16 protein-coding genes and 1 tRNA gene are annotated in these 25,234 nt (G+C 66.1%); 11 read left to right on the top strand and 6 right to left on the bottom strand.

Annotated elements, in window-relative coordinates; all coding sequences use genetic code 11:
* Window positions 1–19 precede the first annotated feature (19 nt).
* Window positions 20–2,146 carry an NAD(P)/FAD-dependent oxidoreductase gene (locus BBTA_RS35215; RefSeq protein WP_012047269.1) on the top strand — a complete coding sequence of 709 codons (2,127 nt, stop codon included), beginning with the start codon at window positions 20–22 and terminating at the stop codon, window positions 2,144–2,146.
* Window positions 2,147–2,253: 107 nt separating this feature from the next.
* Entirely contained in the window at window positions 2,254–2,715 is a 462-nt protein-coding gene (locus BBTA_RS35210) for a hypothetical protein (protein WP_012047268.1), read from the top strand.
* Here the strand turns inward: BBTA_RS35210 and BBTA_RS35205 are convergent.
* The 3 genes from BBTA_RS35205 to BBTA_RS35195 are packed head-to-tail and all read right to left on the bottom strand — an operon-like array spanning window position 2,703 to window position 5,221.
* Window positions 2,703–3,647 carry a M28 family peptidase gene (locus BBTA_RS35205; protein ID WP_041751759.1) on the bottom strand — a complete coding sequence of 315 codons (945 nt, stop codon included), beginning with the start codon at window positions 3,645–3,647 and terminating at the stop codon, window positions 2,703–2,705. The genes BBTA_RS35210 and BBTA_RS35205 overlap by 13 nt on opposite strands.
* 36 nt (window positions 3,648–3,683) lie before the next feature.
* Window positions 3,684–4,301: a fused MFS/spermidine synthase gene (locus BBTA_RS35200; protein ID WP_012047266.1), complete on the bottom strand. Its 618-nt coding sequence runs from the start codon at window positions 4,299–4,301 to the stop codon at window positions 3,684–3,686.
* A complete protein-coding gene (locus tag BBTA_RS35195; RefSeq protein ID WP_012047265.1) occupies window positions 4,298–5,221 on the bottom strand; it encodes a spermidine synthase in 924 nt (307 codons plus the stop codon). Before BBTA_RS35195 ends, BBTA_RS35200 begins: the two co-directional genes overlap by 4 nt.
* Before the next feature lie 333 nt (window positions 5,222–5,554).
* On the opposite strand from BBTA_RS35195, the gene BBTA_RS35190 reads away from it, so the two are divergent.
* The 3 genes from BBTA_RS35190 to BBTA_RS35180 all read left to right on the top strand — a co-directional run bounded on the left by BBTA_RS35190 (window position 5,555) and on the right by BBTA_RS35180 (window position 7,704).
* A complete protein-coding gene (locus BBTA_RS35190; RefSeq protein WP_371260180.1) occupies window positions 5,555–6,604 on the top strand; it encodes an alpha/beta hydrolase in 1,050 nt (349 codons plus the stop codon).
* A gap of 123 nt (window positions 6,605–6,727) precedes the next feature.
* Window positions 6,728–6,804 (top strand) — tRNA-Arg (locus BBTA_RS35185).
* Window positions 6,805–6,993: 189 nt separating this feature from the next.
* Window positions 6,994–7,704 carry a flavin reductase family protein gene (locus BBTA_RS35180; protein ID WP_012047263.1) on the top strand — a complete coding sequence of 237 codons (711 nt, stop codon included), beginning with the start codon at window positions 6,994–6,996 and terminating at the stop codon, window positions 7,702–7,704.
* 63 nt (window positions 7,705–7,767) lie between these two features.
* On the opposite strand, the gene BBTA_RS35175 is transcribed toward BBTA_RS35180, so the two are convergent.
* A complete protein-coding gene (locus BBTA_RS35175; RefSeq protein WP_012047262.1) occupies window positions 7,768–11,301 on the bottom strand; it encodes an autotransporter domain-containing protein in 3,534 nt (1,177 codons plus the stop codon).
* A 1,134-nt stretch (window positions 11,302–12,435) separates the two neighbouring features.
* On the opposite strand from BBTA_RS35175, the gene BBTA_RS35170 reads away from it, so the two are divergent.
* Window positions 12,436–13,449 (top strand): hypothetical protein, encoded by a 1,014-nt coding sequence (locus BBTA_RS35170; protein WP_012047261.1) that lies wholly within the window; start codon window positions 12,436–12,438, stop codon window positions 13,447–13,449.
* Between the two features lie 259 nt (window positions 13,450–13,708).
* Window positions 13,709–15,820 (top strand): tetratricopeptide repeat protein, encoded by a 2,112-nt coding sequence (locus BBTA_RS35165; RefSeq protein ID WP_012047260.1) that lies wholly within the window; start codon window positions 13,709–13,711, stop codon window positions 15,818–15,820.
* A 213-nt stretch (window positions 15,821–16,033) separates the two neighbouring features.
* Here the strand turns inward: BBTA_RS35165 and BBTA_RS35160 are convergent, their stop codons facing one another.
* Window positions 16,034–17,071, bottom strand: a complete 1,038-nt coding sequence (locus tag BBTA_RS35160) for an LLM class flavin-dependent oxidoreductase (RefSeq protein WP_012047259.1) — start codon at window positions 17,069–17,071, stop codon at window positions 16,034–16,036.
* A 421-nt stretch (window positions 17,072–17,492) separates the two neighbouring features.
* On the opposite strand from BBTA_RS35160, the gene BBTA_RS35155 reads away from it, so the two are divergent.
* Complete coding sequence (locus BBTA_RS35155) at window positions 17,493–18,518, top strand: alpha/beta fold hydrolase (RefSeq protein ID WP_012047258.1); 1,026 nt, start codon at window positions 17,493–17,495, stop codon at window positions 18,516–18,518.
* Window positions 18,519–18,532: 14 nt separating this feature from the next.
* Window positions 18,533–19,477: a fatty acid desaturase family protein gene (locus BBTA_RS35150; RefSeq protein ID WP_201767747.1), complete on the top strand. Its 945-nt coding sequence runs from the start codon at window positions 18,533–18,535 to the stop codon at window positions 19,475–19,477.
* Window positions 19,478–19,658: 181 nt separating this feature from the next.
* On the opposite strand, the gene BBTA_RS35145 is transcribed toward BBTA_RS35150, so the two are convergent.
* The gene (locus BBTA_RS35145) at window positions 19,659–21,719 is read right to left on the bottom strand and encodes an ATP-dependent helicase (RefSeq protein ID WP_012047256.1); all 2,061 of its coding nucleotides are present in this window, start codon (window positions 21,717–21,719) and stop codon (window positions 19,659–19,661) included.
* A 196-nt stretch (window positions 21,720–21,915) separates the two neighbouring features.
* Between BBTA_RS35145 and BBTA_RS35140 the strand changes: the two genes are divergently transcribed.
* Window positions 21,916–24,231, top strand: a complete 2,316-nt coding sequence (locus tag BBTA_RS35140; protein ID WP_012047255.1) for a Tex family protein — start codon at window positions 21,916–21,918, stop codon at window positions 24,229–24,231.
* Between the two features lie 144 nt (window positions 24,232–24,375).
* Complete coding sequence (locus BBTA_RS35135) at window positions 24,376–25,020, top strand: NAD(P)H-binding protein (protein ID WP_012047254.1); 645 nt, start codon at window positions 24,376–24,378, stop codon at window positions 25,018–25,020.
* The last annotated feature ends 214 nt before the right edge of the window (window positions 25,021–25,234 follow it).

Below are 25,234 nucleotides of genomic sequence, written 5' to 3'. Positions count from 1 at the left end.
GCGCCGAAGAGAGGCTGGTATGAAGGTATTCCTCACCATCAAGCTCGCGCTGCTGCCATTCGTCGTGTTCTGGGCTGTGCTCGCCTGGCAACAGCCTGCCTGGGCGGTCTGGTCGGGCCTCGGCCTGTCCCTGGCCGGCAATCTCTGGCGCGCCTCTCGCGCCGAGCTTGCCCCGCTGGAACTCGGCGGCCTTGCGCTGTTCGTTCTGCTGGGAATCGCCAACGACGTGGCGCCGAGCTGGACGGCTGCCAATGCATTATGGCTGTCCTTTGCGGGTCTCGGTGGGATCAGCTTCGTTTCGCTCGCGGTTGGCCGTCCCTGGACGGCGGATTACTCGCGGGCGAGCTACGCGGACAGCGCGTCGACGCCGCAGTTCCAGCTCATCAACATGCTGATGACGGGACTCTGGGGCATGCTGTTTCTCGTCCTCGGCCTGTGCCGGTGGGCCGGCGTGTCGTCTTGGATCACGACCGCGATCGTGGTCGTCGGTGCGCTGATCTCGATTTTCGGTCCGCACTTTGCGATCCGCCAAGCCTTGATGCGGATGCGGGCCTCACGTGAGGAGTGCCATTGGCCGGCTCCGAGCTTCTCCGAATCCTCGACGATCGATTGCGACGTCGCGGTGATCGGTGCCGGCATCGGCGGGCTCACCGCGGCAGCGCTGCTCGCCGACGCTGGACTGAAGGTGAAGGTGTTCGATCATCACGTCGTGCCCGGCGGCTTCTGCCATAGCTATCTGCGCAAGGCCCATCACGACAACAAGCCGGTGCTCTACCGCTTCGATGCCGGGCCGCATGACTTCTCCGGGGTCTGGCCGGGCGGGCCGGTCGATAGCGTCTTGCGCCGGCTTGGCGTTGCCGACCGGATCCAATGGAAGCGCGTCACCCATTCCTACCGCCTGCGCGGTCGCCGCATCGACGTCCCCGCGGATTGGCGCGCTTATGTCCGGCTGCTGTGCGAGATGTTTCCGGCCAGCGCAGACGGGCTCGTCAAACTCTTCGATACGATCCATGCGATCTTCGAGAGCATGTATGCGACCGGGCGCGGCCGCAGCGGCATTCCCGGAATGCCGGAAACGCTGGAAGAGCTGCTGGCCTTCCCGCGCAAGCATCCGCAGGCCTTCCGCTGGATGAACCGGCCGTTCGACGACCTGGTCGCCGCGCATGTCTCCGATCCGGAGCTGATTGCCTATCTCAACGCGTTGTCGGGCTATCTCGGCGACGGCAGCGAGCGACTGAGCTGCGCGCAGATGGTCCCGATCTTCGGCTATTATTTCAAGGGCGGCTTCTACCCGGTCGGAGGCTCCGGTCGGTTGGCCGACTTGCTGACGGAAGCGATCACCGCGCGCGGTGGCGAGGTGCTGCTCAAGTCCAAGGTGACGCGCATCCTGGTCGAGCAGGGCCGTGCCGTCGGCGTGGCGCTCGGCGATGGCCGCATCATCCGTGCGCAGGCGGTGATCTCCAACGCCGATCTCGGGCGCACCTTCACGGAACTCCTGAAGCCGGACGATCTGCCGGCCGCCTTCCGCGCGCGCGCCGCCGCGATCCTGCCGGCGAACTCCTGCTTCTCGGTGCATCTCGGCCTGGATGTCGTGCCGGAGATCGCGCCAGCCACGCATCTCGATACGCCGATGGGGGTGGGCCTGGCGGTGATGTCCAAGCTCGATCCCTCCGCGGCGCCGGAGGGGCATGCGACGATGACGATCATCAGCCTGCTGACGCATGAGGAAGCCAAGGCGTGGTTTCCGGACGAGGGCGGCGACGATTGGAAGAACTGGCGGCGCTCGCAGTCATATGACGCGCGCAAGCAGCAGCTCGGTGATGCCATGGTCGCGGCCGCCGAGACCATCATTCCCGGCCTCTCGCAACATATCGTCTACCGGACGGACGCCAGCCCGGTGACCTATGCGCGCTACGATCTCGCCAAAGCCGGCTCGATCTACGGTGTGGCCCGTGCGGGCAGGCTCAAGGGCGCCAAGGCGCCCGTGCGCGATCTCGTCATTGCCGGAGGCGGCAATGCGGGGGCGGGTGTCGAGGCCGTGGTGATTTCCGGCGCCGAGGCGGCCGAGGCCCTCGTGCCCGGCCTGTTGGCGCGCAAGCAGGCCATGCCGACTCAACGGCCAACGCCCGTGCTGGCGATCGCCTGAATGTTTTTTGGATGGCTGTGGCGCACAGATCTCCACCGTTGTCTCGCGCCATGCGCGAGACTGTCGTCGATGGCACGCTATACTAAGTCCGGCCAGCTTGCGGGGGGATGGCCGTGCGATACCGTCACAGACAATGGGGCCTGGTCGCCATCGCGACATGTCTCGGATCGGGCGCGCTTGGCGCGGTGCTGCTGTGGAATGCGGGCCATGGCATCGTCGCCGCCGGGTTGCTCGCGACCGAGCTGGTGATCGCGCTGCTGTTCGCGTCGCTGACGGTGGAGATCGGCGACGGCGAGCTGTGCTGGTTCTTCGGCCCCGGGCTGTGGCGCTACCGCGTCCCGCTCGACGCCATCACCGAGATCGCGGTCGTGCGCAACAAATGGTGGCATGGGCTCGGGGTCGGCATCGTCTCAGGAGTCCGCTTCTACACCGTATCCGGACTCGACGCGGTCGAGCTGCGGCTTGTGCACGGCCATGTGCGTCGCATCGGCACCGACGATCCGCACGGTCTCGCCGCGGCGATTCGCGGCGCGCGGTCGGCGCAGCGGCGCGCCGCTCAGGGGGCGTAGAGATAGCGCAGCAAGGTGCGGCCGACACTCTCCAGGCTCTGAGCCGAGCACTGCTCGATCGTGTCCTGGGTGGTGTTGAAATAGGGTTCGTAGTCGAAGTCGATGACCAGGAAGCTCGGAATGCCGGCCGCCTGCAGGGCGGTGTGGTCGTCGCTGATCGGGAAAGTGGTCGGCTCGGGCGAGAAGGCCGACGGCGCGATGCGGCTGCCGATGCTCCAGAACTTCTTGACCTCGGGCAGGGCCGAGGTCAGTGAGGACGGCTCCGGCTGCAGCTTGAGGTCCTTGTCGCAGACCATGTCGAAATCGACCGCCTTCTCCGGCTTGCGCGACGGATAATAGTCCTTCAGGTGCGCGGCGAAATGCGGCGAGCCCAAAGCACGCCAGGCCGGATCGCCCGCGCCCAGCGATTTCGGACCTTCCTCGCCGTCGAAGAAGATCATGTCGATGCCGACATCCAGCTTGGGCGACAGCGACAGCACGCGCGCCGTCTCCAGCAGCAGCGCCACCGCCGAGGCGGAGTTGTTGGCGCCGGGCATCGGCGCGTCGGGCGATTTCGGATCGCGATAGGCCTTGATGATGCTGTCGTAATGGGTCGCGACGATCACGCGGCGCGGATTTTGGATCTGGAAGCGGGCGATGATGTTGGTGAGCGGGATCGCCTTGCCGTCATCTGCCTTGGCGGTGAAGCTTTGCGTCAGCACTGCATCGGCCGCGCTCTTGGCCATCGCCGCCTTGATGTAGTCGATCGTCTTCTGGTGGCCCGGCTCGCCCATCGAGCGCGGCGTGAATTGCAGCAGATCGGCAATGTGCGCCATCGCGCGCTGGCCGTCCCACAGCTCGATCTGCGGCTCGGCCGCGCGTGTGTCAGGCGGGGTCAGCAGCACCACCGCCGTGGCCGCCAGGGCGGCGAGGCGAGGCCAGGACTCAGTCATCGACTCAGTCATCGCAAAGCTCTTCAATGATGAATGTCAGGACGTCTTCTTGCCGAAGGGGATGAACAGGATGGCGGCGCAGCCGGCCAGGATCACGGCGAAATAATAGGTGATCGCGCGCGAGCCGATGGTGGGGATCAGCGCGAAGGTCGTGACCAGCGTGCCGACGACATTGCCGATGGTGGAGACGCCGTAGACGAGGCCGGCGACGCGGCCGGCTTCGCCGGCCGAGCGGGTCAGCAGGCTGACCGCGATCGGCGAAAACGTGCCGAGCAGCGTCAGCGGCACCAGCAGCAGCGCTGTCGCGGCCATCAATGTCGCCGAAGGGCCATCACCGATCGTGTCGAGAATGTCGGCCATGACCGTGTCGGCGGTCGCCGGCACCAGCGCCATATAGGCCGCGGCGATCAGGATCATGGTGCCGATGGTGCGCGTCGTGGGCTGGCGGTCGACGATGGCGCTGCCGGCGAAATAGCCGATCGCCAGCGCGCACAGCACGGTCGAGATCAGGCTGGCCCAGGCGCCGATGCCGCTGCCGAAATAGGGATTGAGATAGCGGCTGCCGAGCATCTCGAAGCCCATCAGCACGCAGCCGACCAGGAACGAGCAGATATAGATCGCCAGCAGGCCTGCGCGGGAGACCGGTTCGCTCACGGCAGCTTCCTGTTGTGGCGCTCGATGCTCTTGAGCGCTTCGACCGGCGCGAAATCGTCGGTCAGCACTTTGGCCTTGGCATCGATCACCTGGCCGTTGTCGATGTCGACGCGCTTGCGCTGTGCCAGCATGTCGGCGAGCTTGTAACGGAAGCCGAACTCCTTGTCGCGCTCCTGGGAGATGGCCGCCAGATCCTCCGGCTTCCGCTCGTCACCCGGATAGGCGACCATCACGATGTTGCCGCCGGCTTCGTAGAAGTCGACCTGCGGGAACACGCTGTGAATGGTCTTGACCGCGGCATCGAACAGCATGGTCGAGGGTTCGACGTTCTGCGCCACCACGCCGCCCTCGGCGAGATGGTCCTTGACCAGCTGATAGAATTCCTTGGTCAGCAGGTGGAACGGCACGAACGGCCCGCGATAGGCGTCGATCAGGATGATGTCGTAGCGCTCCTTGGATTCCTGCACGTAGAGCCGGCCGTCGCGGTTGACGACATGGAAGTTCGGCTCTTCTTTGATGCCGAAATATTTCTTGGCCAGCTCCAGCACGGTCGGGTCGAGCTCCACCGACGTCACCTGCACCTTGGGCAGGAAGCGATGGAGGTACCAGGCGGTGCGGCCGCCGCCGAAGCCGATTTCCAGGATCGAGCGGACGTCCTTGGCGTACATCACGCTCGCCGTCATGAAGCGGGTATAGTCGACCGGCAGGTCGAGCTCGTCACGGGTATTGTAGACGCTCTCGGTATAGATGCGCCGGTTGTGACCGAAGGTCATGCTGCGGTAAGGCGCCTGCTCGTAGACATAGATGTTGTTGTAGAGGGACTCCTTGGACTCCAGGAGATTACGGGTGTCCTGCGCGCTTGCGGCGGCGATGAAGACGAGTCCTGCGAGTGCGCCTGAGATGACCGACCGGATGAGCATCGACTTGACTGTTTCCCTCAGCTGAATGGAACGGGCATCCATGGAACGGGCATGAACGGCTGCCAACATTGCGTCGCGAGACAGCCGCCCCTTGAGGCCATGCGCTGCGCTCAGGCACGACCAATACGGCGATCCCGAGGCCGGTTCCATGCTGGCGCCGCTCTCTTAGACCATCGGCAGTCTCCCGGATAGTCAAACCGCCGCCGCCAACGGGGCTGTGATCGATCCGCAAGACCGGTCACAGCCCAGTCGCAACTGATGTCAGGTTCCCGTCGGCAGCGTATGGTCGCTCGGGGAGACCGTTCTGCCCCTCGTCAGGTCCAAGGAGGCCGCATGACGTCGTCGAAATGGGCGCTGATGGGCTTGTTGGGGGTCCTGCTGTTCGCCGCCGTGGCGCTCGGTCGCCTTGCCGTCGCGCAGGACGAGACAGCACCGAACCGCCGGCCGGTCGCGATCGTCGCCGATCAGCGCTTCGCTGTGGGCGACCGCGGCGTTCTGCCGCTTTATGTGTCCAGGCCATGGACGGAGACGCTGCCCGACGTCACGCGCGCCGTCGTGGTGCTGCATGGCCGGCTGCGCAACGCCGACGCCTATTTCGAAACGGCCAAGAAGGCCCAGGCTGCGGCCGGCGCCGCGGGCGCGACGACGCTGCTGATTGTGCCGCAATTTCTGGCCCAGGCCGATGTCGAGTTTCATCACCTGCCCGCCGACACCCTGCGCTGGACCCTGACCGGCTGGCAGGGCGGCGACGCGGCGCTCGGGCCGCAGCCGGTGAGCTCGTTCGAGGCGCTGGATGCGATCCTTGCCCAGCTGGCGAATCGCGCGCTGTTCCCGGCCTTGACCGACGTCGTGATCGCCGGCCATTCCGGCGGCGCGCAGGTGGTGCAGCGCTACGCCATTGGCGCCCGCGGCGGGGCGGCGCTGGCGCAGCAGCACATCGCGGTGCGCTATGTGGTCGCCAACCCTTCTTCTTACGCCTATTTCTCGGCCGAGCGGCCGGAGCCGGCGATCGCCGCGGCCTGCCCCGGCTATGACAGCTGGAAGTTTGGCATGGTCGACCGCCCGCCCTATCTGGCAGGTGCCACCCCCGCCGAGCTCGAACGGGCCTATGTCGCGCGCAACCTGATCTATCTGCTCGGGACCCGCGACATCGATCCGCACCATCCTGCCCTCGACAAGAGCTGCATGGCCGAGGCGCAGGGGCCGACCCGCTACGTGCGCGGCCATGCCTATGCCGCGATGATGGCCGCGCGACCCGGCGGCACCCCGCATCACCGGCTATGGGACGTCAACGGCGTCGGCCACAATGGCGACAGGATGTTCACGTCGGCCTGCGGGTTGCAGGCGCTGTTCGACCTGCCGGGCTGTGCGGAGAGCCAATGATCCAGCCGCCCCTTGGCACGGCTGTGCCGGGTGGAGCAATCCCGGTTGGACTTAAAGGCTTCCGGTCGGTTTCCGGGTCTGCTATGCAGGCTGCCGAAGCAGGTGCACGTCGGTGCAGGCTCCGGTCCCGTAGCTCAGCTGGATAGAGCGGCGGTTTCCTAAACCGTAGGTCGCATGTTCGAGTCATGCCGGGATCGCCATCTGCCGCAGCGTCAGGCGCGCGCAGACCTCGTCCAGATCGAAGCGTCTTCTGCTCACGCCTCCCGCTCGGGAATCGGGTGGAGCATGGCGTCCCGATCGATGAACCTTCCAGGGTGAGGCGGCGGCTTAGGTCCCGTCCGCGCGGTGCGCGACGGCGCCGCGACATGCATCACCTGGAGAATCTTCCCATGCACGCGACCATCGAGCCCGGCATCCTTTATTTCGGGACGCCTGTTGTCCTCGTCAGTACCGTCAACGGGGACGGCAGTTTCAATCTTGCGCCGATGTCGTCGGCGTTCTGGCTCGGCTGGCGCTGCATGCTCGGCCTCGCGGCAGGATCGAAGACGCCGCAGAACATGCGGCGTACCGGCGAATGTGTCTTGAATCTGCCGTCTGTCGATCTCGTCGCCGCGGTCGATCGCCTCGCGCTGACCACGGGCTCGGACCCGGTGCCGGCGATGAAGCAGCGCAAGGGCTACCGCCATGAGCCGGACAAGTTCGCTGCGGCCGGTCTGACCGCGCTCAGGTCCGAAACCGTCGCCGCGCCGCGCGTCGCCGAATGTCCGGTGCAGCTCGAAGCGCGCGTCGAAGCCGTGCACGGCATTGCCGATGACGACGCACTGCTGAAGGGGCACATCCAGTGTTTCGAGGTCCGCGTCCAGCGCGTTCATGTCGAGGCGGGCCTCTTGATGGACGGCGCGCGCGACCACATCGATCCGGACAAATGGCGGCCGCTGATCATGAGCTTCCAGCAGTTCTATGGCCTCGGCCCGCGTCTTCACGATTCGCGGCTGGGAACCATTCCGGAAGCGGCCTACCGCACGCCCGATATCGATCGCGCGCGCAAGGCGCCGACGGCGGACGCAAGCGGCGGCGAGCTGACAACACGTGCAGTCTGATGCGGAGAGAAAAGGAGCCGCGTCCTTGCGGGCGCGGCTCCGGATGATGGAAGGGGCGTTAGCTCACCATTGATAGCGCAGCCGGCCGGTGCCGGCCCAGGTTGTGGCCGACGGCGCGAACTGGCCGTCGATCTGCCCGGACAGCGACAGACGCGAGGTCAGCGCGACCTCGGCGACACCGGACAGCAGCGCCGAATCCGCCGCGATCCGCGCGCCGGTGGTCACGAAACTCGCGCCCGGCAAGGTCTGGAATGTCGCCGTCACCGTCGCATCGTGATTGTAATCGTGCGACCAGGCCGCCCGACCGCGCAGCAGGAAGGTCTCGGAGATGCGGCGATCGGCCCAGACGCCAAGCTCGGTGCGCGGCAAGGTCGTGTCGCGGGCGGCGAAGCTGAGCGCCGAGCCGTTGGCGCTAAGCGAACTGGTCTCGGTATAGGACGGGCTCCAAACCTGCTGCAGCTGCAGCGCGGCGTAGGGCGTCAGGCTGCTCCAGCCGAGATCGAAGCGGTATCCGGCCTCGGCCCGCGCGGCGAGCGTCGGAGCCGTGTAGCTCGCCCGCAACGTCTCGGCGGCGCCGGTCGCAAGGTTGCGGGTCGTCGACATCCAATGCGCGCCGGCGGCGAGGCTGCCGGAGAGATAGGCCTGGCCGAAGCGCTTGGTCGCATAGGCCGCCGCCTGGATGAAATCCGAGCTGCCATAGCCGCCGCCTTGCGCGACGTTGAAGCTGGTCTGGCCGCCCGACAGCGCGAAGCCGACGGTCATGTCCGGCGCCAGCCGATAATCGGCGCCGGTTGCCAAGCCATAGATTCGCGACGAGACGTCCTGGCTGCCTGCCGCTGTGTCGCCGCCGATATGGCCGCCGCCGCCGAACGCCGACCCCCACACCGCCCAGCCCGGCTCCGCCGGCATCGCCTTGGCGAACATCTTCGCCGCCTTCGTGCTCGGGCCGCCGGTTGCGTCCGCATAGGCCATCATCGGCGAGCTGCCGGTCGATGCGAAGCCGCCGGCGCGGCCGCCGCTGCCGAAATCGAGCACCGTGGTCATGAAGCCGGTCATGCTCTGGCCGAGGCTCTGGGTCGCGGCCGGCGCGCTCTGGCTTGCGAGCTGATTGAAGACGGCCCCAACGCCTGCGGCATTCTGGAAGTAGATCGACTGCAGCGACACCGGCAGCGTGCCGCCTTTGCTGACCGCGTTGTTGAGCGCAGCATAGATCTGCTGCCCATTGCCATTCACGCCGGTCGCCGGCAGCGACGGCAGCGCCGCCTGGTTCAGCGTGAGATAGGCGTTCTGGCCGTCATAGCTCAGGCTCGGCGCCACGTTGGTGGGGCCGGTCATCGTGGTGCTCAAGCCCGCGAAGCGGCCGCTCACGCCGCGGCCGCTCGAGACGATCGCGAGTCTGCTGCCGGCCGCGTAGATGCCGCCGGCGAATGTCGCCGTGACCTGGCCCGCCAACGTCGCCGTGCCGGAGACGCTCGTGGTGCTGAAGCTGCCGGGCGTGAGCTGCAGCGCGTAGGTCGCGCCGCTGGTGAAGGCGAGGCTGCCGAGCACGTTGAGCTTGCCGGCTTGGCCGGTGAGGCCGGTGACCGCCTGGTAGCCCGGCGCCAAGGTGCCGGCGACGCTGACGTCGCCGACCGTGCCGAGGCCACTCAGTGTGCCGCCCGCATTGACGGTGACCGGGCTCGTGACCGTGGCGCCGGCCGCGACGACCAGCGTGCCGCCGTTGACGGTGGTGCCGCCGCTATAGCTGTTGGCGCCGGCGAGCACGAGCGTGCCGGAGCCGCTCTTGGTCAGAGATCCCGCCCCCGAGATATCGTTGCTCCAAATGTCGAAGGCGTTGTAGCCGCCCTGCGCCGCGTCCATGCTGACGGTGACGGCGCTGTCGAACGCGCCATAGCCATAGGCTGCCTTGTAGAGGTTGATGCGGCCCCAGCCGTCCCAGGTGTTGCCGTCCAGCAGAGCGTAGCCGGACGGCAGCGCCGTCGTGCGCAGGATTTCGGTGCGCTGTGCGTCGCTCAGATAGGGAAAGCGCGTCAGCAGCAGCACCTGCGCCTGCACCGGCACGGTCTCCGGCAAGGTCGTGCTGGCGCCGGCGAGCTGCATCCCATAGGTCATGCGATAGGTGTAGCTCGACGGATCAGCGTTGCTGAGATTCACGTCCTTCGAGGATGCCGCGATCGCCGCCGCGCCGCCCTGGCTCTGAAGGATGCAGGCCTGCACGCTGACCGTGCCGCAGGATTGCGACAGGTAGGACTGCGTCTGGGTATAGGCCTGGTACACAGCATAGGCGCTGGCATTGGCGGGATTGGTCCAATCCAGCCGGTTGCCGTTGGCATCATACAGCGAATTATAGATGTTGGTCGCGGCGACCGCGGTCGCGAACATGCGGCCGCCGATCACGTCGAGCGGCGAGTGCATGCCGGCGAGAATGCGGTTGTTGCCGAGATCGGCCGCGCGCGCCAGCAGGCTCTGATATTCCTGCGGCACCAGGAAGGCGAGCCCGAGCGCCTGCGTGTAGCCGGAATTGGTGTGGCCGCTGATGAAGCCGCCATCGGCATAGGGGTTGGTGCTGTTGATGATCTGCAGCAACGGCGTGGGCACGTTGACGTCGGTCGACAGCCGGTAGGGCCGCGCCGACGCGCCGACGCCGGGCACGTAGTCGCCGACATTGAACTGAGTCGGCTGCAGCACGCCGTTCACGATGGTGCCGACATTCGGCACGGTGAGATAGCCGAGGCTGGTGCCGTTCGCCACGTTCTGCGCGTCGATCATCGCCTGGGTCACGGTGAATCCGCGCACCCAATTGGTCACGTTGCCATAGACCGCAGGCACCGTGAGATTGCCGTAATAGGAAGGGACGACGATGTTGGCGGTGTCGGCGGTGGAGAGCCCGGTCTTGGTGGTGGCGTTGTAGTTGCTGAACGCCGCCGCGAGCGGACTCACCGTGGTCTGGTTGACCGATGCACCCAAGGCGGACGGGGTGGTGACCGGCGCGGTCGAGCCCATGTAGCGCTCGAAAGTGCGCTTGGAAGGCTCGGTCGACGAGTTGGCGCGCACGACATTGTTGACGAAGTTGACGGCGGAGGCGAGCGGCGTTGCTGTGCCGTTGCCGAAGCTGGTGGCGCCCCAGCTCGCGCTGTTCAGATAGTTGATGTTGGACTGGAAGTTCTGCAGCGTGTACGGCGCGTAGGTGGTCGGCGTCAGGCTGGTCGGGGTGGTGCTGGCGGATGCGCCGGTGCCAGTCATGAAATAGCCGGTGAGAACGCCGAGGCCGTTCAGCACGCTGTATTGCTGGCTGGTGCGGTCGTCATGGATCGCCTCCAGGGTCTGCGCCGCCGTGCGCGCATTGGTCATGCGGATCACGGTCGCGAGGTTCTGCTCCATGACGCCTGTGCCGTTGGTCAGCTTCGGATCGTTCAGCATCAGGTTGGTATAGGCATCGACCACGTTGACCATGGTCGAGCCGACCGTCGCGGTGCTGGAATTGGTGAAGTTCACCGGGGGCGTGGTCGGGATGTCGCCGGCCTTTGCGGCGATGGGCAGCAGCGCCGAGCCCAGCGCGGCATATTTCCAGACCTTCAGATACGCAGACGACGACATTGCAACGGTCTCCAGACACACGAGATCGATGCCGGGCGCGGGCGCCCGGCGAGGACCAGCCGCAAATCCTGCGACGTTTTGCCCCGCCGCCGTCACTATTTACCGTTTGTTTCAGATTCTTAACGGACTGTTAGCGACGTCCATTCCTTGGTCTCTGTCGTCGGAAAGGCACACAATCCAAGGTGAATCGCGGTGGCCTCGAAGCCGCGCAGCGCGATTATTGCAACGAAATTGGTGTAACGCGGGTCGTTTCGCTGATTTGGTGTGTCGGTTGCGCGCGGCCGGATGGGAAGCGCTTTCGGCCGACACCGAACTCAGCGGCCAGGACGGGTCGTCCCAGAGGATCGCTTCGACGTCTGGTCGGGCGTCGCCACACCGCCTGCTTGCTCCTGCATCGGAATGCGCGCCGGAGAGGCGTCGTCGGGCAATAGGTGCGCCTACTGCCTCAGAGACACACGGCGCGTTCGCACCAGGTATCGGGCCCTGAACCACGAATGGTGTGTTCGAGTCTTGGCCGGATCACCACCCGACGTCCAACGTGCTCGATCGTGCCTGTCCGATTTGCGCGTTCCGAGTTGAGTACATTGCTCAAGCGGACTGCGTCATTTCGCTTTCGTATACGCCGGGGAGATGTTGCCTAAATCCTGGCTGCACAGTTTGGCAGTGCATCCGGTCCTGATTGGCTGATATGCATCATTCTTAGCGGCTTCGTCCGCGTTGTTCGCCAGCGACAGCGGGCGGTTGCTACAGACACTGCGCCGGCCGCAACCGGGCGATACGTCGCTTATCTTAAAGCGAGTAGTATAATAAAAGCATCCTTGAATGGATTCGTCTTGATCCTTCGGGAACCCAGGTATTACGATACTGCCGCAGTGCAGCGAACCCAGCTCTAAGACGTGATCATCGACGGTGAGTTCGCGACCTGCCGGCTGCCGGGAGCCGTTCAACAGAGTGGTTGGGGAACGGATCGCGATGCGAATGTCAGACTTGATTGATTGCCGTGGATCGGTTTTGCCGAGCCCAGACGGGGCCGGTGAGTTCTCAAAAGCCCATGACGGGCGGGGGCTGGCGCAAAGACGTCAGGCAAGGGCCTTGTTCGCTCCGCTCTGTCGAGCGGCCTGTTCCGCGAGCCCGATGTTTGCCACGCTCATCGAAGCGGCCCTGCTTTCCACGATGAATGCACGGCCGGCCGACGCCCATGTGAAATGGTTCTGTGCTTTCGACGTTGCGGCACAGCCGAGGACGCTCGAAAACGTGCTGTGTCTGGACTTTGAGCTGCTTCTCAGCCTGGCCGCCTTTTCCGTGCTGATGGCCTGCTTGGCCGAACCGACTGCGCTGGGGCATGCGGCCACCCGTGCATTCGACCACGTCACCATGCCGCTGCGGCTGCGGACCGAAGAAATGATCCGTGCGATCTGCGGCTTCTTCTTCATCTCCATTGGCATTTTGGGCGGTTTCCTGTTGACGCCCGAACTGAAGACGACGGCGCCGCAGGTCGCCGTGCTGCAATTCGCTATTGCTGCCGGAATGTTGTGGCGGCAGACGCTGCCGCTCTCGGCCGCGGGAATCGTCGTGCTGTTCGGGATTGCGGTCAGCAATTATGGCGTCTTCCACCTGATGGATTATCCGATCTTCCTCGGCCTCGCCGCCTATCTCGCGCTGGTCGGCCTGCAGAAGAACTCATTGTTCGGAGTCAGTCCGATCGACGTGCTGCGATATGCGACCGCGCTGACTTTGATGTGGGCCTCCGTGGAAAAATGGGCCTACCCGCAATGGAGCTTCCCGATTCTCATCGAGCACTCCATCATCACGCTCGGTTTCGACAGCGAGTTCTATATGCGCGCGGCCGGAATGGTGGAGTTCACCCTTGCCTTTGCGCTGCTTTGGACGCCGCTGATCCGGCGCTGCTCAGCCGCCATCCTGGTCGTGGCGTTCATCGCCGCGTGTTTCGAGTTCGGAAAGATCGATGCGGTCGGACATTCGGCCATCATCGCTGCCTTGTTCGCCATCGCCTGCGACGGCAAGGCCTATGCACGTGATCGGCGTGTGCCATGGCTTGCACCTATTGCGCTATGCGCATCGCTGGCCGCGACGCTGCTCGTCTATTATCTCGATCACGCGCTGTCGTTCGACACGGCGCTCCTCTAAAGAGCTTCATATGGGAAGGTGGAAGCCGGTTATCCGAAAAGGTCACGTCTGAGCAATGAGCTAAGATCATGATGGGTGCATCATGATCCAGGCATCGCGTGACCTCCGAGAGCGGGCCGTTGTCCGCCACCGCGGCTTTCTTCCGGGAGTCGGACGCCGCCGGACGCACGCTCCCGGGCGCCGCTGCATCGCGCTTCCGCGCCTGAAATGGCCCGGCCGCACGTTCAACTCTCATCAGAATGCGGGAGGCGGGGTCGTCATGGGGGGAGCGGTTGTCAACCGGTTGCTGATCGAGGCGGCTGATCACTACAATGCAGGGCGGTCTGAGCCCGCGCAGGCGCTCTGTCGCGACATTCTCGATCGTCAGTCGGATCATCTGCCGGCGTTGCATCTCTCGGCGATCCTTGCTTTCGCCGACGGCCGCATGTCCGAGGGCGCGGCGCTGCTGGGCCGTTTGTTTGCGCATGATCCCGGCCACGCGCCGGCCTATGTGACGCTCGGCGATGCGCTCGCGGTCAAGGGTGAGCGCCACGGCGCGGCCGATGCGTTTGCGCGCGCCGCCGCGCTGCGGCCGCGGGATGCCAGCATCCACAGCAAGCTCGGCACCGCGCTGCTCGCGCTGTCGCGCTTCGCTGAGGCCGAGGCCGCCTATCGCCGCGCGCTGGCGCTCGATCCCGCGCTGTCGCATGCGCGCTGGAATCTTGCGCTCGCTTTGACCCGTCAGGGACGGCTCGCCGAGGCCGAAGCCGCCTATCGTGCGCTGCTCGACCACGATCCGGCCCATCCCGATGGCTGGCGGGCGCTCGCGCATGTGCTGGCCGACCAGGGCCGCTACGATGCGGCCGTACCTGCCTATCGGCAGGCGCTGGCCGCGCAGCCGGCTGATGCCGGCCTTCATGTCAGTCTCGGCGACGTGCTCTACAAGCAGCGGGCCTTCGCCGATGCCGCGCGTCATTATCGCTTGGCCGCCGAGCTCGCCCCCGACGACGCCAACGCCGCGCGGCTGCTTGGCCATGCGCTGCACGAGGCTGGACGCGCGACCGAGGCGATCGATGCCTATCGCCGCGCGGTCGCGCTCGACCCGACCGATGTCGTCGTGCTTTCCAATCTCGCCGCCTGCCTGTGCGGCGCCGGCCAGCTCGAGGCCGCCGCCGCGGCTTGCGAGCACGCGCTGGCGCTGCAGCCCGACCACGCTCCGGCGCACACCAATCTCGGGATCATCCATGAGAAGCGCGGCGAGATCGACGCGGCCGTGTCGGCGCATCGTCGCGCCATTGCCGCCGACCCGGCCTATGCCAAGGGCCATGCTAATCTCGCGGTGGCGCTGCGCAATGCCGGCGACATCGACGCCGCGCTGGCCGCCTCGCATCGCGCCGTCGCGCTGGCGCCCGACAATGCGCTCGCCCGCTACAACCACGCGCATTTCCTGCTGATGTGCGGCGACCTGCCGAACGGCTTTGCCGAGCATCGCTGGGGCCGCGACTGTCCGGACCTCGCCGCGGGCATGCCGCGCTTCGATGTGCCGGAATGGCAGGGCGAGCCGCTTGAGGGACGGACGCTGCTGCTGTTTGCCGAATACGGCATTGGCGATGCGCTGCAGTTCGTCCGCTACATCGATCGCGTCAAGCGAATGGGCGGTTCGGTCGTGTTGCAGGTGCAGCCGGCGATTGCGCCGCTGCTGCGCTGCCTGGAGGGCGTCACCGTGCTGGCGCGCGGCGAGACGCTGCCGCCATGCGATCTGCAGCTGCCGCTGATGGACCTGCCGCGCATCTTCGGCACCACGCTGGAGACGATCCCGGCCGATGTGCCCTATCTGACCGCCGATCCGATCAAGATGGCGGCGTGGCGCAACGTGCTCGGCCGCGCGCCGCAGTTGAAGGTCGGCGTGGTCTGGGCCGGCAATCCCCGGCACAAGGGCGACCGCCAGCGTTCGCTCGCTGCGCGCGACGTGCTGCCGCGGCTGCTGATGCCCGGCGTGCAGCTCTACTCTCTGCAGAAGGAGCCGCGGCCCGACGATGCGCCCACGCTGCTCGATCTCGGCAGCGACATCATCGACTTCGCGCCACTGCTGAAGGATTTCGCCGAGACGGCTGCGGCCGTCTCGGCGCTCGACCTCGTCATTTCCGTCGATACGTCGGTCGCGCATCTCGCCGGTGCGCTGGGCCGCCCGGTGTGGATGCTGCTGCCCTATGCGCTTGACTGGCGCTGGCTGCGCGACCGCGCCGACACCCCCTGGTATCCAACCATGCGGCTGTTCCGGCAGGAGCGGCCGATGGCCTGGGACGGCGTGCTGGCGCGGACGGCGGCCGAGCTGGCGCGGGTGGCCGCGGGGGAGCGCGGGTTGTTGCTGCCTGAATCGATGCCGAGTTGATGAGATCGAAGACCTTGCTGGGACGGCGCCCTCGCGAAGCCGCTCTGCTTGCAGTCCAGTCCCCTGCGTTCGATCCGGCGGACGTGGTCACGCTGTGCCGTGGTCTTCTCACCTCTGCACGGGCTGCGTGATCGGCTTTCCCTTCTCGATAACGAACACGTTGAATGTTCGTGCTGGCTTGCTGTCGACAGCAACGCGGGGCCGCGGCCGGCCCTACCCCGCCGCCACCAACTCCCGCACCCGCGGCACCACCTCCCGGCCATACAGCTCGATGCTGCGCATCAGCTTGGCATGCGGCAGCGGGCCGGCGGAGTATTTCAGCTGGAAGCGCGACAGGCCGAGGGCCTTGATCGTCGCAGCGATCTTCTGCGCCACCGTCTCTGGCGACCCCACATACAGCGAGCCGTGATCGGCCTCCTGAACGAATTCGTCACGGCCCATCGGCGGCCAGCCGCGCTCGCGGCCGATGCGGTCGCGCATGGTCTTGTAGTCAGGCCACAGCTCCGCGCGCGCCTGTTCGTCGGTGTCGGCGACATAGCCCGGCGAATGCACGCCGATCGGCTTCAAGTCGCGGCCGAACTGCTTGATCGCGCGGTGATACAGCTCGACATAGGGCGCGAACCGCTTCGGGTCACCGCCGATGATCGCGAGCATCAGCGGCAGCTCGTAATGCGCGGCGCGCACGACGGACTCCGGGCTGCCGCCGACGCCGATCCAGGCCTTCAGCCGGCCATGCTCGACGGGCGGATAGACCAGCTGTTCGCGCAGCGGCGGCCGCAGATTGCCCTGCCAGGTGAGCGGCTGCTGCGGCAGCAGGCTGACGAACAAATCGAGCTTCTCCTCGAACAGCGCTTCGTAGTCCTTCAGGTCGAAGCCGAACAGCGGAAAGGATTCGGTGAAGGAGCCGCGGCCGAGGATGACCTCGGCGCGGCCGTTCGACACCGCGTCGAGCGTGGCGAAGCGTTGAAACACGCGGATCGGATCGTCGGAGCTGAGCACCGTCACCGCCGAGCCGAGCTTGATCTTCGTGGTGCGCGCCGCGATCGCCGCCAGCGCCACCTCAGGCGCCGAGATCGCGAAGTCGCCGCGGTGGTGCTCGCCGAGCCCGATGAAATCGAGCCCGAGCTCGTCGGCCAGCACCGCCTCCTCGACCACGTCACGGATCACCTGGGCATGCGTGGCCAGCGCGCCATCAGCGCCCCGCGTGACGTCGCCAAAAGTGTCCAGGCCGAATTCAAGTGCTGTGGTCATGTCTCGTTCCATCCCGTCGTGCCGTCATACGGCGTCCCGCTGTCAGCTGGAAGGGGTGGAACCGGATTGCAAGCCGGCTGTGGCGAAACACAGGGTTTCGCCGTCGCGGCGACAGCTTGTCTCGCACAGCCCGCGTGATCGCGCACGCATTCCTCCGTCATGGCCGGGCTTGTCCCGGCCATCCACGTCGCCCGGCGATGCCGATGGACGTGGATGCCCGGGACACATTGTCGAGGGTGTTCCATCCTGCAACACCCGGGCGCAACCGACCGCGGGAACGCGAGCGCATGGCGACGCGAAGCGATTCGTCCCGGCCATGGCCGCCGTGCCGACCATGCGGTCATGCCATGCCAAAAAATGGGCGTGTGAACCGGCTGCGCATCACCTAGGCTTGCTGCAGCTTCTCCATGGAACGGCGCGCATGACATCAGTTGCGGACTATCAAATCTTCGAAGCCGGCGACGTCGTGCTGCAATCGGGCGCGACGGTTCCGTCGCTGCGGCTTGCCTACAAGACCTATGGCACGCTGAACGCGGCCAAGGATAACGTCATCCTCTATCCGACGTCGTTCAGCGCCCAGCATGTCGACACCGAGTGGCTGGTCGGACCCGCTGACATTCTCGACTCCGACAGATACTTCATCATCATCCCGAACCTGTTCGGCAACGGCCTGTCCTCATCGCCTTCCAACACGCCGCCTGCAGACGCGCCGTTCCCTGCGATCAGCTATCACGATGCCGTCGCGATCCAGCGCCGGCTGGTGGAGGAGCAGTTCGGCATCACCAGGATCGCGCTGGTCTATGGCTGGTCGATGGGCGGCATGCAGGCCTATCATTGGGCCGCCTGTCATCCGGACATGGTCGAGCGCGCCGCGGTCGTGTGCGGCAGCGCGCGCTGCTCGCCTTACAATCATGTGTTCCTCGATGCGGTGAAGGCGGCGCTGATCGCCGATCCCGCCTACAAGAATGGCCGGTTCGTCGCCAAGCCCGTGGCTGGCCTGCGCGCGATGGGCCGCATCTATGCGGGCTGGGCGATGTCCTATGAGTTCTATCGCGACGAGGTCTGGCGCGAGCAGGGCTTCGCCGCGCAGGAGGACTATCTTGCTGCGACCTGGGACACCGCCTTCGCGCATCGCGACGCCAACAACCTGCTGGCGCAGATCGCGATCTGGCAGAACGGCGATATCAGCCATTGCTCCGCCTTCGGCGGCGATCTCGATCGGGCGCTGTCGGCGATCACCGCGCATATGCTGCTGATGCCGGGGCAGACCGATCGCTATTTCGACTGGCGCGACAATGAGCGCGAGCTGCCGAAGCTGGTCAACGCTAGCTCCGCCGTGCTGCGGCCGATCCCCTCGATCCACGGCCATCGCGCCGGCAATCCGATCCGCATCCCCGCCGATCGCGACTTCATCAAGGCCAATATCTTGACCCTTCTGCAGAGCTGACAGCTGAGTCCGACATGACCGATGTGCCCACCGACGCGTTCGCGCCCCGCCTGAAGCTCTTGACCCCGCCGGTGCTGCAGGAGCTCTGCAGGCGCTCCGACCTGCAAGGTGCGCTGCGCACGCTCGGTCATTACGGCGCAATCATCGTGGTCGGCATCCTGATCGCGTGGATCGCATCGACCCATGGCGTGCTGTGGGCGCTGCCCTTGTTGCCGGTGCAGGGCGTGCTGGTCGCGTTCCTGTTCATGGCCGTGCATGAAACGGCGCATAAGACGGCGTTCGACAGCCGCAGGCTGAATGTCGTGATCGGCAACCTGTCCGGCTTCTTGATCGGACTACCCTACGACTATTACTGCCTGTTCCACTGGGAGCATCATCGCCACACCCAGGATCCCCAGCGCGATCCCGAGCTGATCGTCGGCCCCAAGCCGCGCTCGGAGACGCAACTCGCGATCGCCTATTCCGGCCTGGTTCAGGTCGCCGGCCGGCTCAGGCTGGTGCTGAAGCATGCCGTGACCGGCGAGGTGACGGTGCCCTGGGTGCCCGCCGGCCGTCGGGCCGCCATCGTGCGCGAGGCGCGCGCTTACGTCGCCGGCTACGCGCTGCTGCTGATCGGCTCGCTCGTGTTGCACAGCACGCTACTGCTGTGGGTCTGGGTGCTGCCGCTGCTGCTGGGACAACTGATCCTGCGGCCCTATCTCTACGCCGAGCACACCGGCTGTGATCACACCAGGAGAGCCTTCCACAATACCCGCACCACCTTGACCACGCGCGCCGTGCACTGGCTGACCTGGAACATGCCCTATCATGTCGAGCACCACGCCTATCCGGCCGTGCCGTTCCACGCCCTGCCGAGGCTGCATGCGATCGTCGACGACGAGATCAAATATCGCGGGCAGGGCTACATCGCCGTGACGCGGCAGACCTGGGCGTGGTTTCGCGCGCAATGGGAGGATTGAAGTCCCATACAAGATGAGTTCGGGTCCAATCGCCGCGCAGACGTTGAGGGGGGGCTCCGCGGAGACGGTGATGCCGTGGAGAGACCCTCCTCACCCGAGCGAGTATGACGCTGATATCGGCGATGCCCTCTCCCGCAAGGGGAGAGGCCGCCATTATCAGCACCGCTGGTGCGGCGTCTGCTCACCGCCAGCGCTCGCGCATGCGCGCGCCGAGGTCGATGCGCGGGCCTTGGCTGGCATATGTCGCGCCCGGCTGCGCGCGCGGCCAGCTGATGCGGTCGAACAGCGTCACCAGGGCCTCCGGAATGAACCGCGTGCGTGAGGCGTAGACATGACGATCGCCGCGCACCGGCTGGCCGTGAACGAAGAAGCGCTGCGGCACCAGCAGATGCAGGTCGTCCTTGGCGCGGGTCATCGCGACATAGAGCAGCCGGCGCTCCTCCTCCAATTCGGCGCTGGAGCCGGCGCCGAGATCGGACGGCATGCAGCCGTCGACGACGTTGAGGACGTGCACCGAATTCCACTCCATGCCTTTCGCGGAATGGATGGTGGACAGGATCAGATAGTCCTCGTCGAGCAGCGGCACGCCGGCCTGGTCAGAGGTCGCGTCGGGCGGGTCGAGCGTCAGCTCGGTGAGGAAGCGCTCGCGCGAGGGATAGCCGCTCGCGATCTGCTCCAGCTGCAGCAGGTCGGCGCTGCGCATCTCGGCGTCCTCATGAACGCGCTCGAGATGCGGCTGATACCAGTGCCTGACGCGCTCGATATCGGCCGGCCAGTCCGAGATCCGCAACTGCTCCAGGGTGCGTATGAACGCCGTCCAATCCTCGCCGGCGCGCGCCGGCGCCGGCTGCGCGCACAGCGCACCGATCGGATCGACGTTGTCGCCGGCGGCGTCGAGCAGCCGCTGTGCCGAGGCGGGGCCGATGCCGGGGATCAGATGCAGCACCCGGAAACCGGCGATGCGGTCGCGCGGGTTCTCGATGAAGCGCAGGCAGGCCAGCATATCCTTGACATGCGCCGCATCGAGGAACTTCAGCCCGCCGAACTTCACGAACGGGATGTTGCGGCGGGTCAGCTCGACCTCCAGCGGCCCGCTATGCGACGACGTCCGGAACAGCACCGCCTGCTGCTTCAGCACGATGCCTTCTTCGCGCTTGGCCAGCACCTGTTCCACGATGTAGCGCGCCTGGTCGGCCTCGTCGCGCACGCTCACCAGTTGCGGCTTGCGCGACGCGGTGCGGTCGGTCCACAAATTCTTGGTGAAGCGCTCGCGCGCCAGTCCGATCACGGCATTGGCGGCGGAGAGGATCGGCTGGGTCGAGCGATAGTTGCGGTCGAGCGTGACAATGTCGGCGCGCGGGCTGAACTGATCGGGAAATTCCAGGATGTTGCGCACGGTGGCGGCGCGGAACGCGTAGATCGACTGCGCGTCGTCGCCGACGACCGTGAGCCCCACGCCGTCAGGCTTCAAGCCGAGCAGAATCTGCGACTGCAGTCGGTTGGTGTCCTGGTACTCGTCGACCAGCACGTGGTCGAAGCGCTCGCCGATCTCGCGCGCGATGGTTTCGTCGGCCATCATCTGCGCCCAGTAGAGCAGCAGATCGTCATAGTCGAGTACAGCGTTCGCCTGCTTGGCTTCGACATAGGCCGCGAACAGCCCCTTCAGCTCGGCCGCCCATTCCGTGCACCACGGAAAATGCCGCACCAGCGCCTCGTCCAGCGTCATGTCGGCATTGACGCAGCGCGAGTAGATCGCAAGGCAGGTGCCTTTGGTCGGGAAGCGCCGCTGCGTATTGGACAGGCCGCGCTCATGCCGCACCAAATTCATCAGGTCGGCGGAATCTTCGCGATCATGGATGGTGAAGACCGCATCGATGCCGATGCGCTCGGCGTAGTCGCGCAGCATCCGCGCGCCGAGCCCGTGAAACGTGCCGGCCCAGGTCAGTCCCGCGGTGATCGCCTCGGCCTGGCCGCCGAGCACCTTGCGGGCGATGCGCTCGACGCGGCGGCTCATCTCGGCGGCGGCGCGGCGCGAGAATGTCATCAGCAGGATGCGGCGCGGATCGGCGCCGTTGACGAGCAGATGCGCGACACGATGCGCCAGCGTGTTGGTCTTGCCCGAGCCCGCGCCGGCGATGATCAGCAGCGGCGGACCCGGTGCGGCGCAAGCGCCGCCATGCTCGACGGCACGGCGCTGCTCCGGATTGAGATCGTCGAGATATGTCGCCGCAACGGCCTGCACGAATCGCCCCTCGATCTGCGAGAATCCGCGATTTGCCGCGCCGACGCAACGACATGGCGCCGTCGCTGCAGCGTTTTACATGATTCGCAACCGGTCTTTTTTGCCACGGTTGCCCACAGAGCGTCAGCCAGCCGCTTGCGCCGGCGCGCGCGGACTCCTATCCAATCAGCCCCGTCACGAATCTCGGAAGAACACCGTGTCGAATTTTGCCTCCATCATCGCTGCTGAGCTCTCCGTCAGGGATGCCCAGGTCCAGGCCGCGATCGACCTGCTCGACGGCGGCGCGACCGTTCCGTTCATCGCGCGCTACCGCAAGGAAGCGACGGGCATGCTGGACGACACGCAGCTGCGCACGCTCGAGGAGCGGCTGCGTTATCTGCGTGAGATGGATGCGCGGCGCACCGCGATCATCGAGAGCATCAAATCCCAGGGCAAGATGACGCCCGAGATCGAGCTCGCGCTGGCGACCGCCGACACCAAGGCGCGCCTCGAAGATATCTATCTGCCGTTCAAGGAGAAGCGCCGCACCAAGGCGCAGATCGCCAAGGAGGCCGGGCTCGAGCCGCTCGCCGACATGCTGATCGGCGATCCGATGAAGAATCCGGAAGACGAGGCGAAGGCGTTCATCAAGAAGGACGGCGACAATCCGGTCAAGGACGTCAAGGCGGCGCTCGATGGCGCCCGCGCGATCCTGGTCGAGCGCTTCGCCGAGCATGCCGATCTCGTCGGCTCGCTGCGTGAGGAGATGTGGACCCGCGGCGCCGTCAAATCGACGGTGCGCCACGGCAAGAAGACCGAGGGCGCCAAGTTCGCCGACTATTTCGATTTCTCCGAGCCGTTCACCAAACTGCCGTCGCACCGCATCCTGGCGATGCTGCGCGGCGAGAAGGAAGATGTGCTGCAGCTCGACTTCGGTGATGGTGAGCCGGAGGATTCGAAGGATCCGTCGCTGTATGAGAACCGCATCGCGGTGACCTTCGGCATCTCGCGGCAGGGCCGCCCCGCCGATCAGTTCCTGTCCGATTCCGTGCGCTGGGCCTGGCGCACGCGCATCAAGACCTCGCTGGCGCTCGATATCCGCATGCGCCTGTGGCAGGAGGCGGAGAAGGAGGCGGTGCGCGTGTTCGCCGCGAACCTGCGCGATCTCCTGCTCGCCGCGCCCGCCGGCGGCCGCGCCACGCTCGGGCTCGATCCCGGCTTCCGCACCGGCGTCAAGGTCGCGGTGATCGATCGCACCGGCAAGTTCGTCGATCACGCCACGATCTATCCGCATGAGCCGCAGCGGCAATGGAACGAGAGCATGCTGACCTTGGCTCAGCTCTGCATCAAGCATCGCATCGAGCTGGTTGCGATCGGCAACGGCACCGCCTCGCGCGAGACCGAGAAACTGGTCAACGACCTGATGAAGCTGAAGCCGGATCTCAAGCTGACCAAGGCGATCGTGTCGGAAGCGGGTGCGTCGGTCTACTCCGCCTCAGAATTCGCGGCCAAGGAATTCCCGAACCTCGACGTCTCGATCCGCGGCGCGGTCTCGATCGCGCGCCGCCTGCAGGATCCGCTCGGTGAGCTCGTCAAGGTGCCGCCGGCCTCGATCGGCGTTGGCCAATATCAGCACGACCTCAACCAGTATGAGCTGGCGCGGGCGCTCGATGCCACCGTCGAGGATTGCGTGAACGCGGTCGGCGTCGATCTGAATACGGCCTCGGCGCCGCTGCTCGCGCGCGTGTCAGGCATCGGCGAGAGCCTGGCGCAGAACATCGTCGCGCATCGCGATGCCAACGGGCCGTTCCCGACTCGTGACAAGCTCAAGGACGTGCCGCGGCTCGGACCGAAGGCGTTCGAGCAGTGCGCCGGCTTCCTCCGCATCCGCGACGGCGACAATCCGCTCGATGCCTCCGGCGTGCATCCGGAATCCTATCCGGTCGTGAAGAAGATTCTCGAGACCACCAAGAGCGACATCAAGGTGCTGATCGGCGACAGCAAGACCCTGAAGACGCTCAATCCGGCGAAGTTCGCCGACGAGCGCTTCGGTGTGCCGACGGTCACCGACATCATCAAGGAACTGGAGAAGCCCGGCCGCGACCCGCGTCCCGAGTTCAAGACTGCGACCTTCCAGGAGGGCGTCGAGAAGATCACCGATCTCAAGCCCGGCATGATCCTGGAAGCGACGGTCACCAACGTGGCGGCGTTCGGCGCCTTCGCCGATATCGGGGTGCATCAGGACGGCCTCATCCACATCTCGGCGATGTCCGAGAAGCGCATCAACGATCCGCGCGAGGTGGTGAAGCCGGGGCAGGTCGTGAAGGTCAAGGTGCTCGACGTCGACGTCCCGCGCAACCGCATCTCGCTGACCTTGCGGCTGTCCGATCCGCTGCCGCCGAAGGGTGAGAAGCGTACCAGCGCGCGGCCGCCGGCGGCGGCGCGCATGACCACGCGCGAGGAGAAGCCGGCGGGCGGCGGCGCATTCGCCGCGGCGATGGCCAAGGCGGTGGAGCGGCGCAAGGGCGCATAGGCGCCGCGCTTGCTCTTGCCAAGCCAATACGGGCCGCGGAATTGACCTTCCTTCCGCGGCCTTGCCCAAAAAGAACGGGCCGCTGCCTTCCCTGTCGTCGTCGCGATGCCTACCTTCATCGCCAGGTCGACAGGGAGATCGGACATGGCAAACCGCACCGTGATCATTGCCGGCGCGACCGGCCTCGTCGGCCGGGAGATTCTCCGTGGCTTGCTGGCCGATCCCGCCATTGACCATGTGCATGTCCTCGGCCGCCGCGCGCCTCCGGTCGTGTCTCCCAAGCTGACGGCCCATGTCGTCGATTTCGCCGCGTTGCCGTCGCTGCCGTCCGCTGACGAGCTCTATCTGGCGCTTGGCACCACGATCAAAACCGCCGGCAGCCAGGCGGCCTTCCGCGCCATCGACCACGACGCGAATCTTGCTATCGCCAAGGCTGCGCTCGCAAGCGGCACCAGGCGTGTCGGCCTCGTCAGCGCCATGGGCGCCGATGCGACGTCGCGCATCTTCTACAGCCGCGTAAAGGGTGAGCTCGAGAACGACCTGACCGCGCTGCCCTTCGCGGGGCTCGTCATCGCACGGCCATCGCTGCTCGTCGGCGCGCGCGCCGAGCTCGGCCAGCCGAGCCGGCCCGGCGAGGATTGGGGCGCAAGGCTGTCGAGGCTGCTCGGCGTCCTGATCCCGCCGAACTACAAGCCCATCAAGGCGGCAGACGTCGCAGCTGCGCTGCTGGCCGCGGTGCCGTCGGCCACGGGCACGATGGTGCTTCTGTCTGGCGCGATGCGTCGCTGATCTCGCACGCCGCCCCTTACGCAACCGTGCGCTCTGATTATCGAAGATGCAAGCACGATGGGAGTCATGTCTTTCGTGCCCGTGTCGCCAAGCCGGCGCTTCCGTCCAACTACTGAGTTCGGGGCCTGAAGCGTGACTGATGAGTGCCAGGTTCCGTAGTTTACCGGAGCGTCAGCGTTCCGGCGGATCAGCTTTTCTTAATCCGAAGCGGGTC

Source organism: Bradyrhizobium sp. BTAi1 (genome assembly GCF_000015165.1).
In the GTDB taxonomy this organism is placed as follows: Bacteria; Pseudomonadota; Alphaproteobacteria; order Rhizobiales; family Xanthobacteraceae; genus Bradyrhizobium; species Bradyrhizobium denitrificans.
Note: the sequence above shows the minus strand (reverse complement) of the source record. Positions and strands in the feature narration are given on the sequence as shown.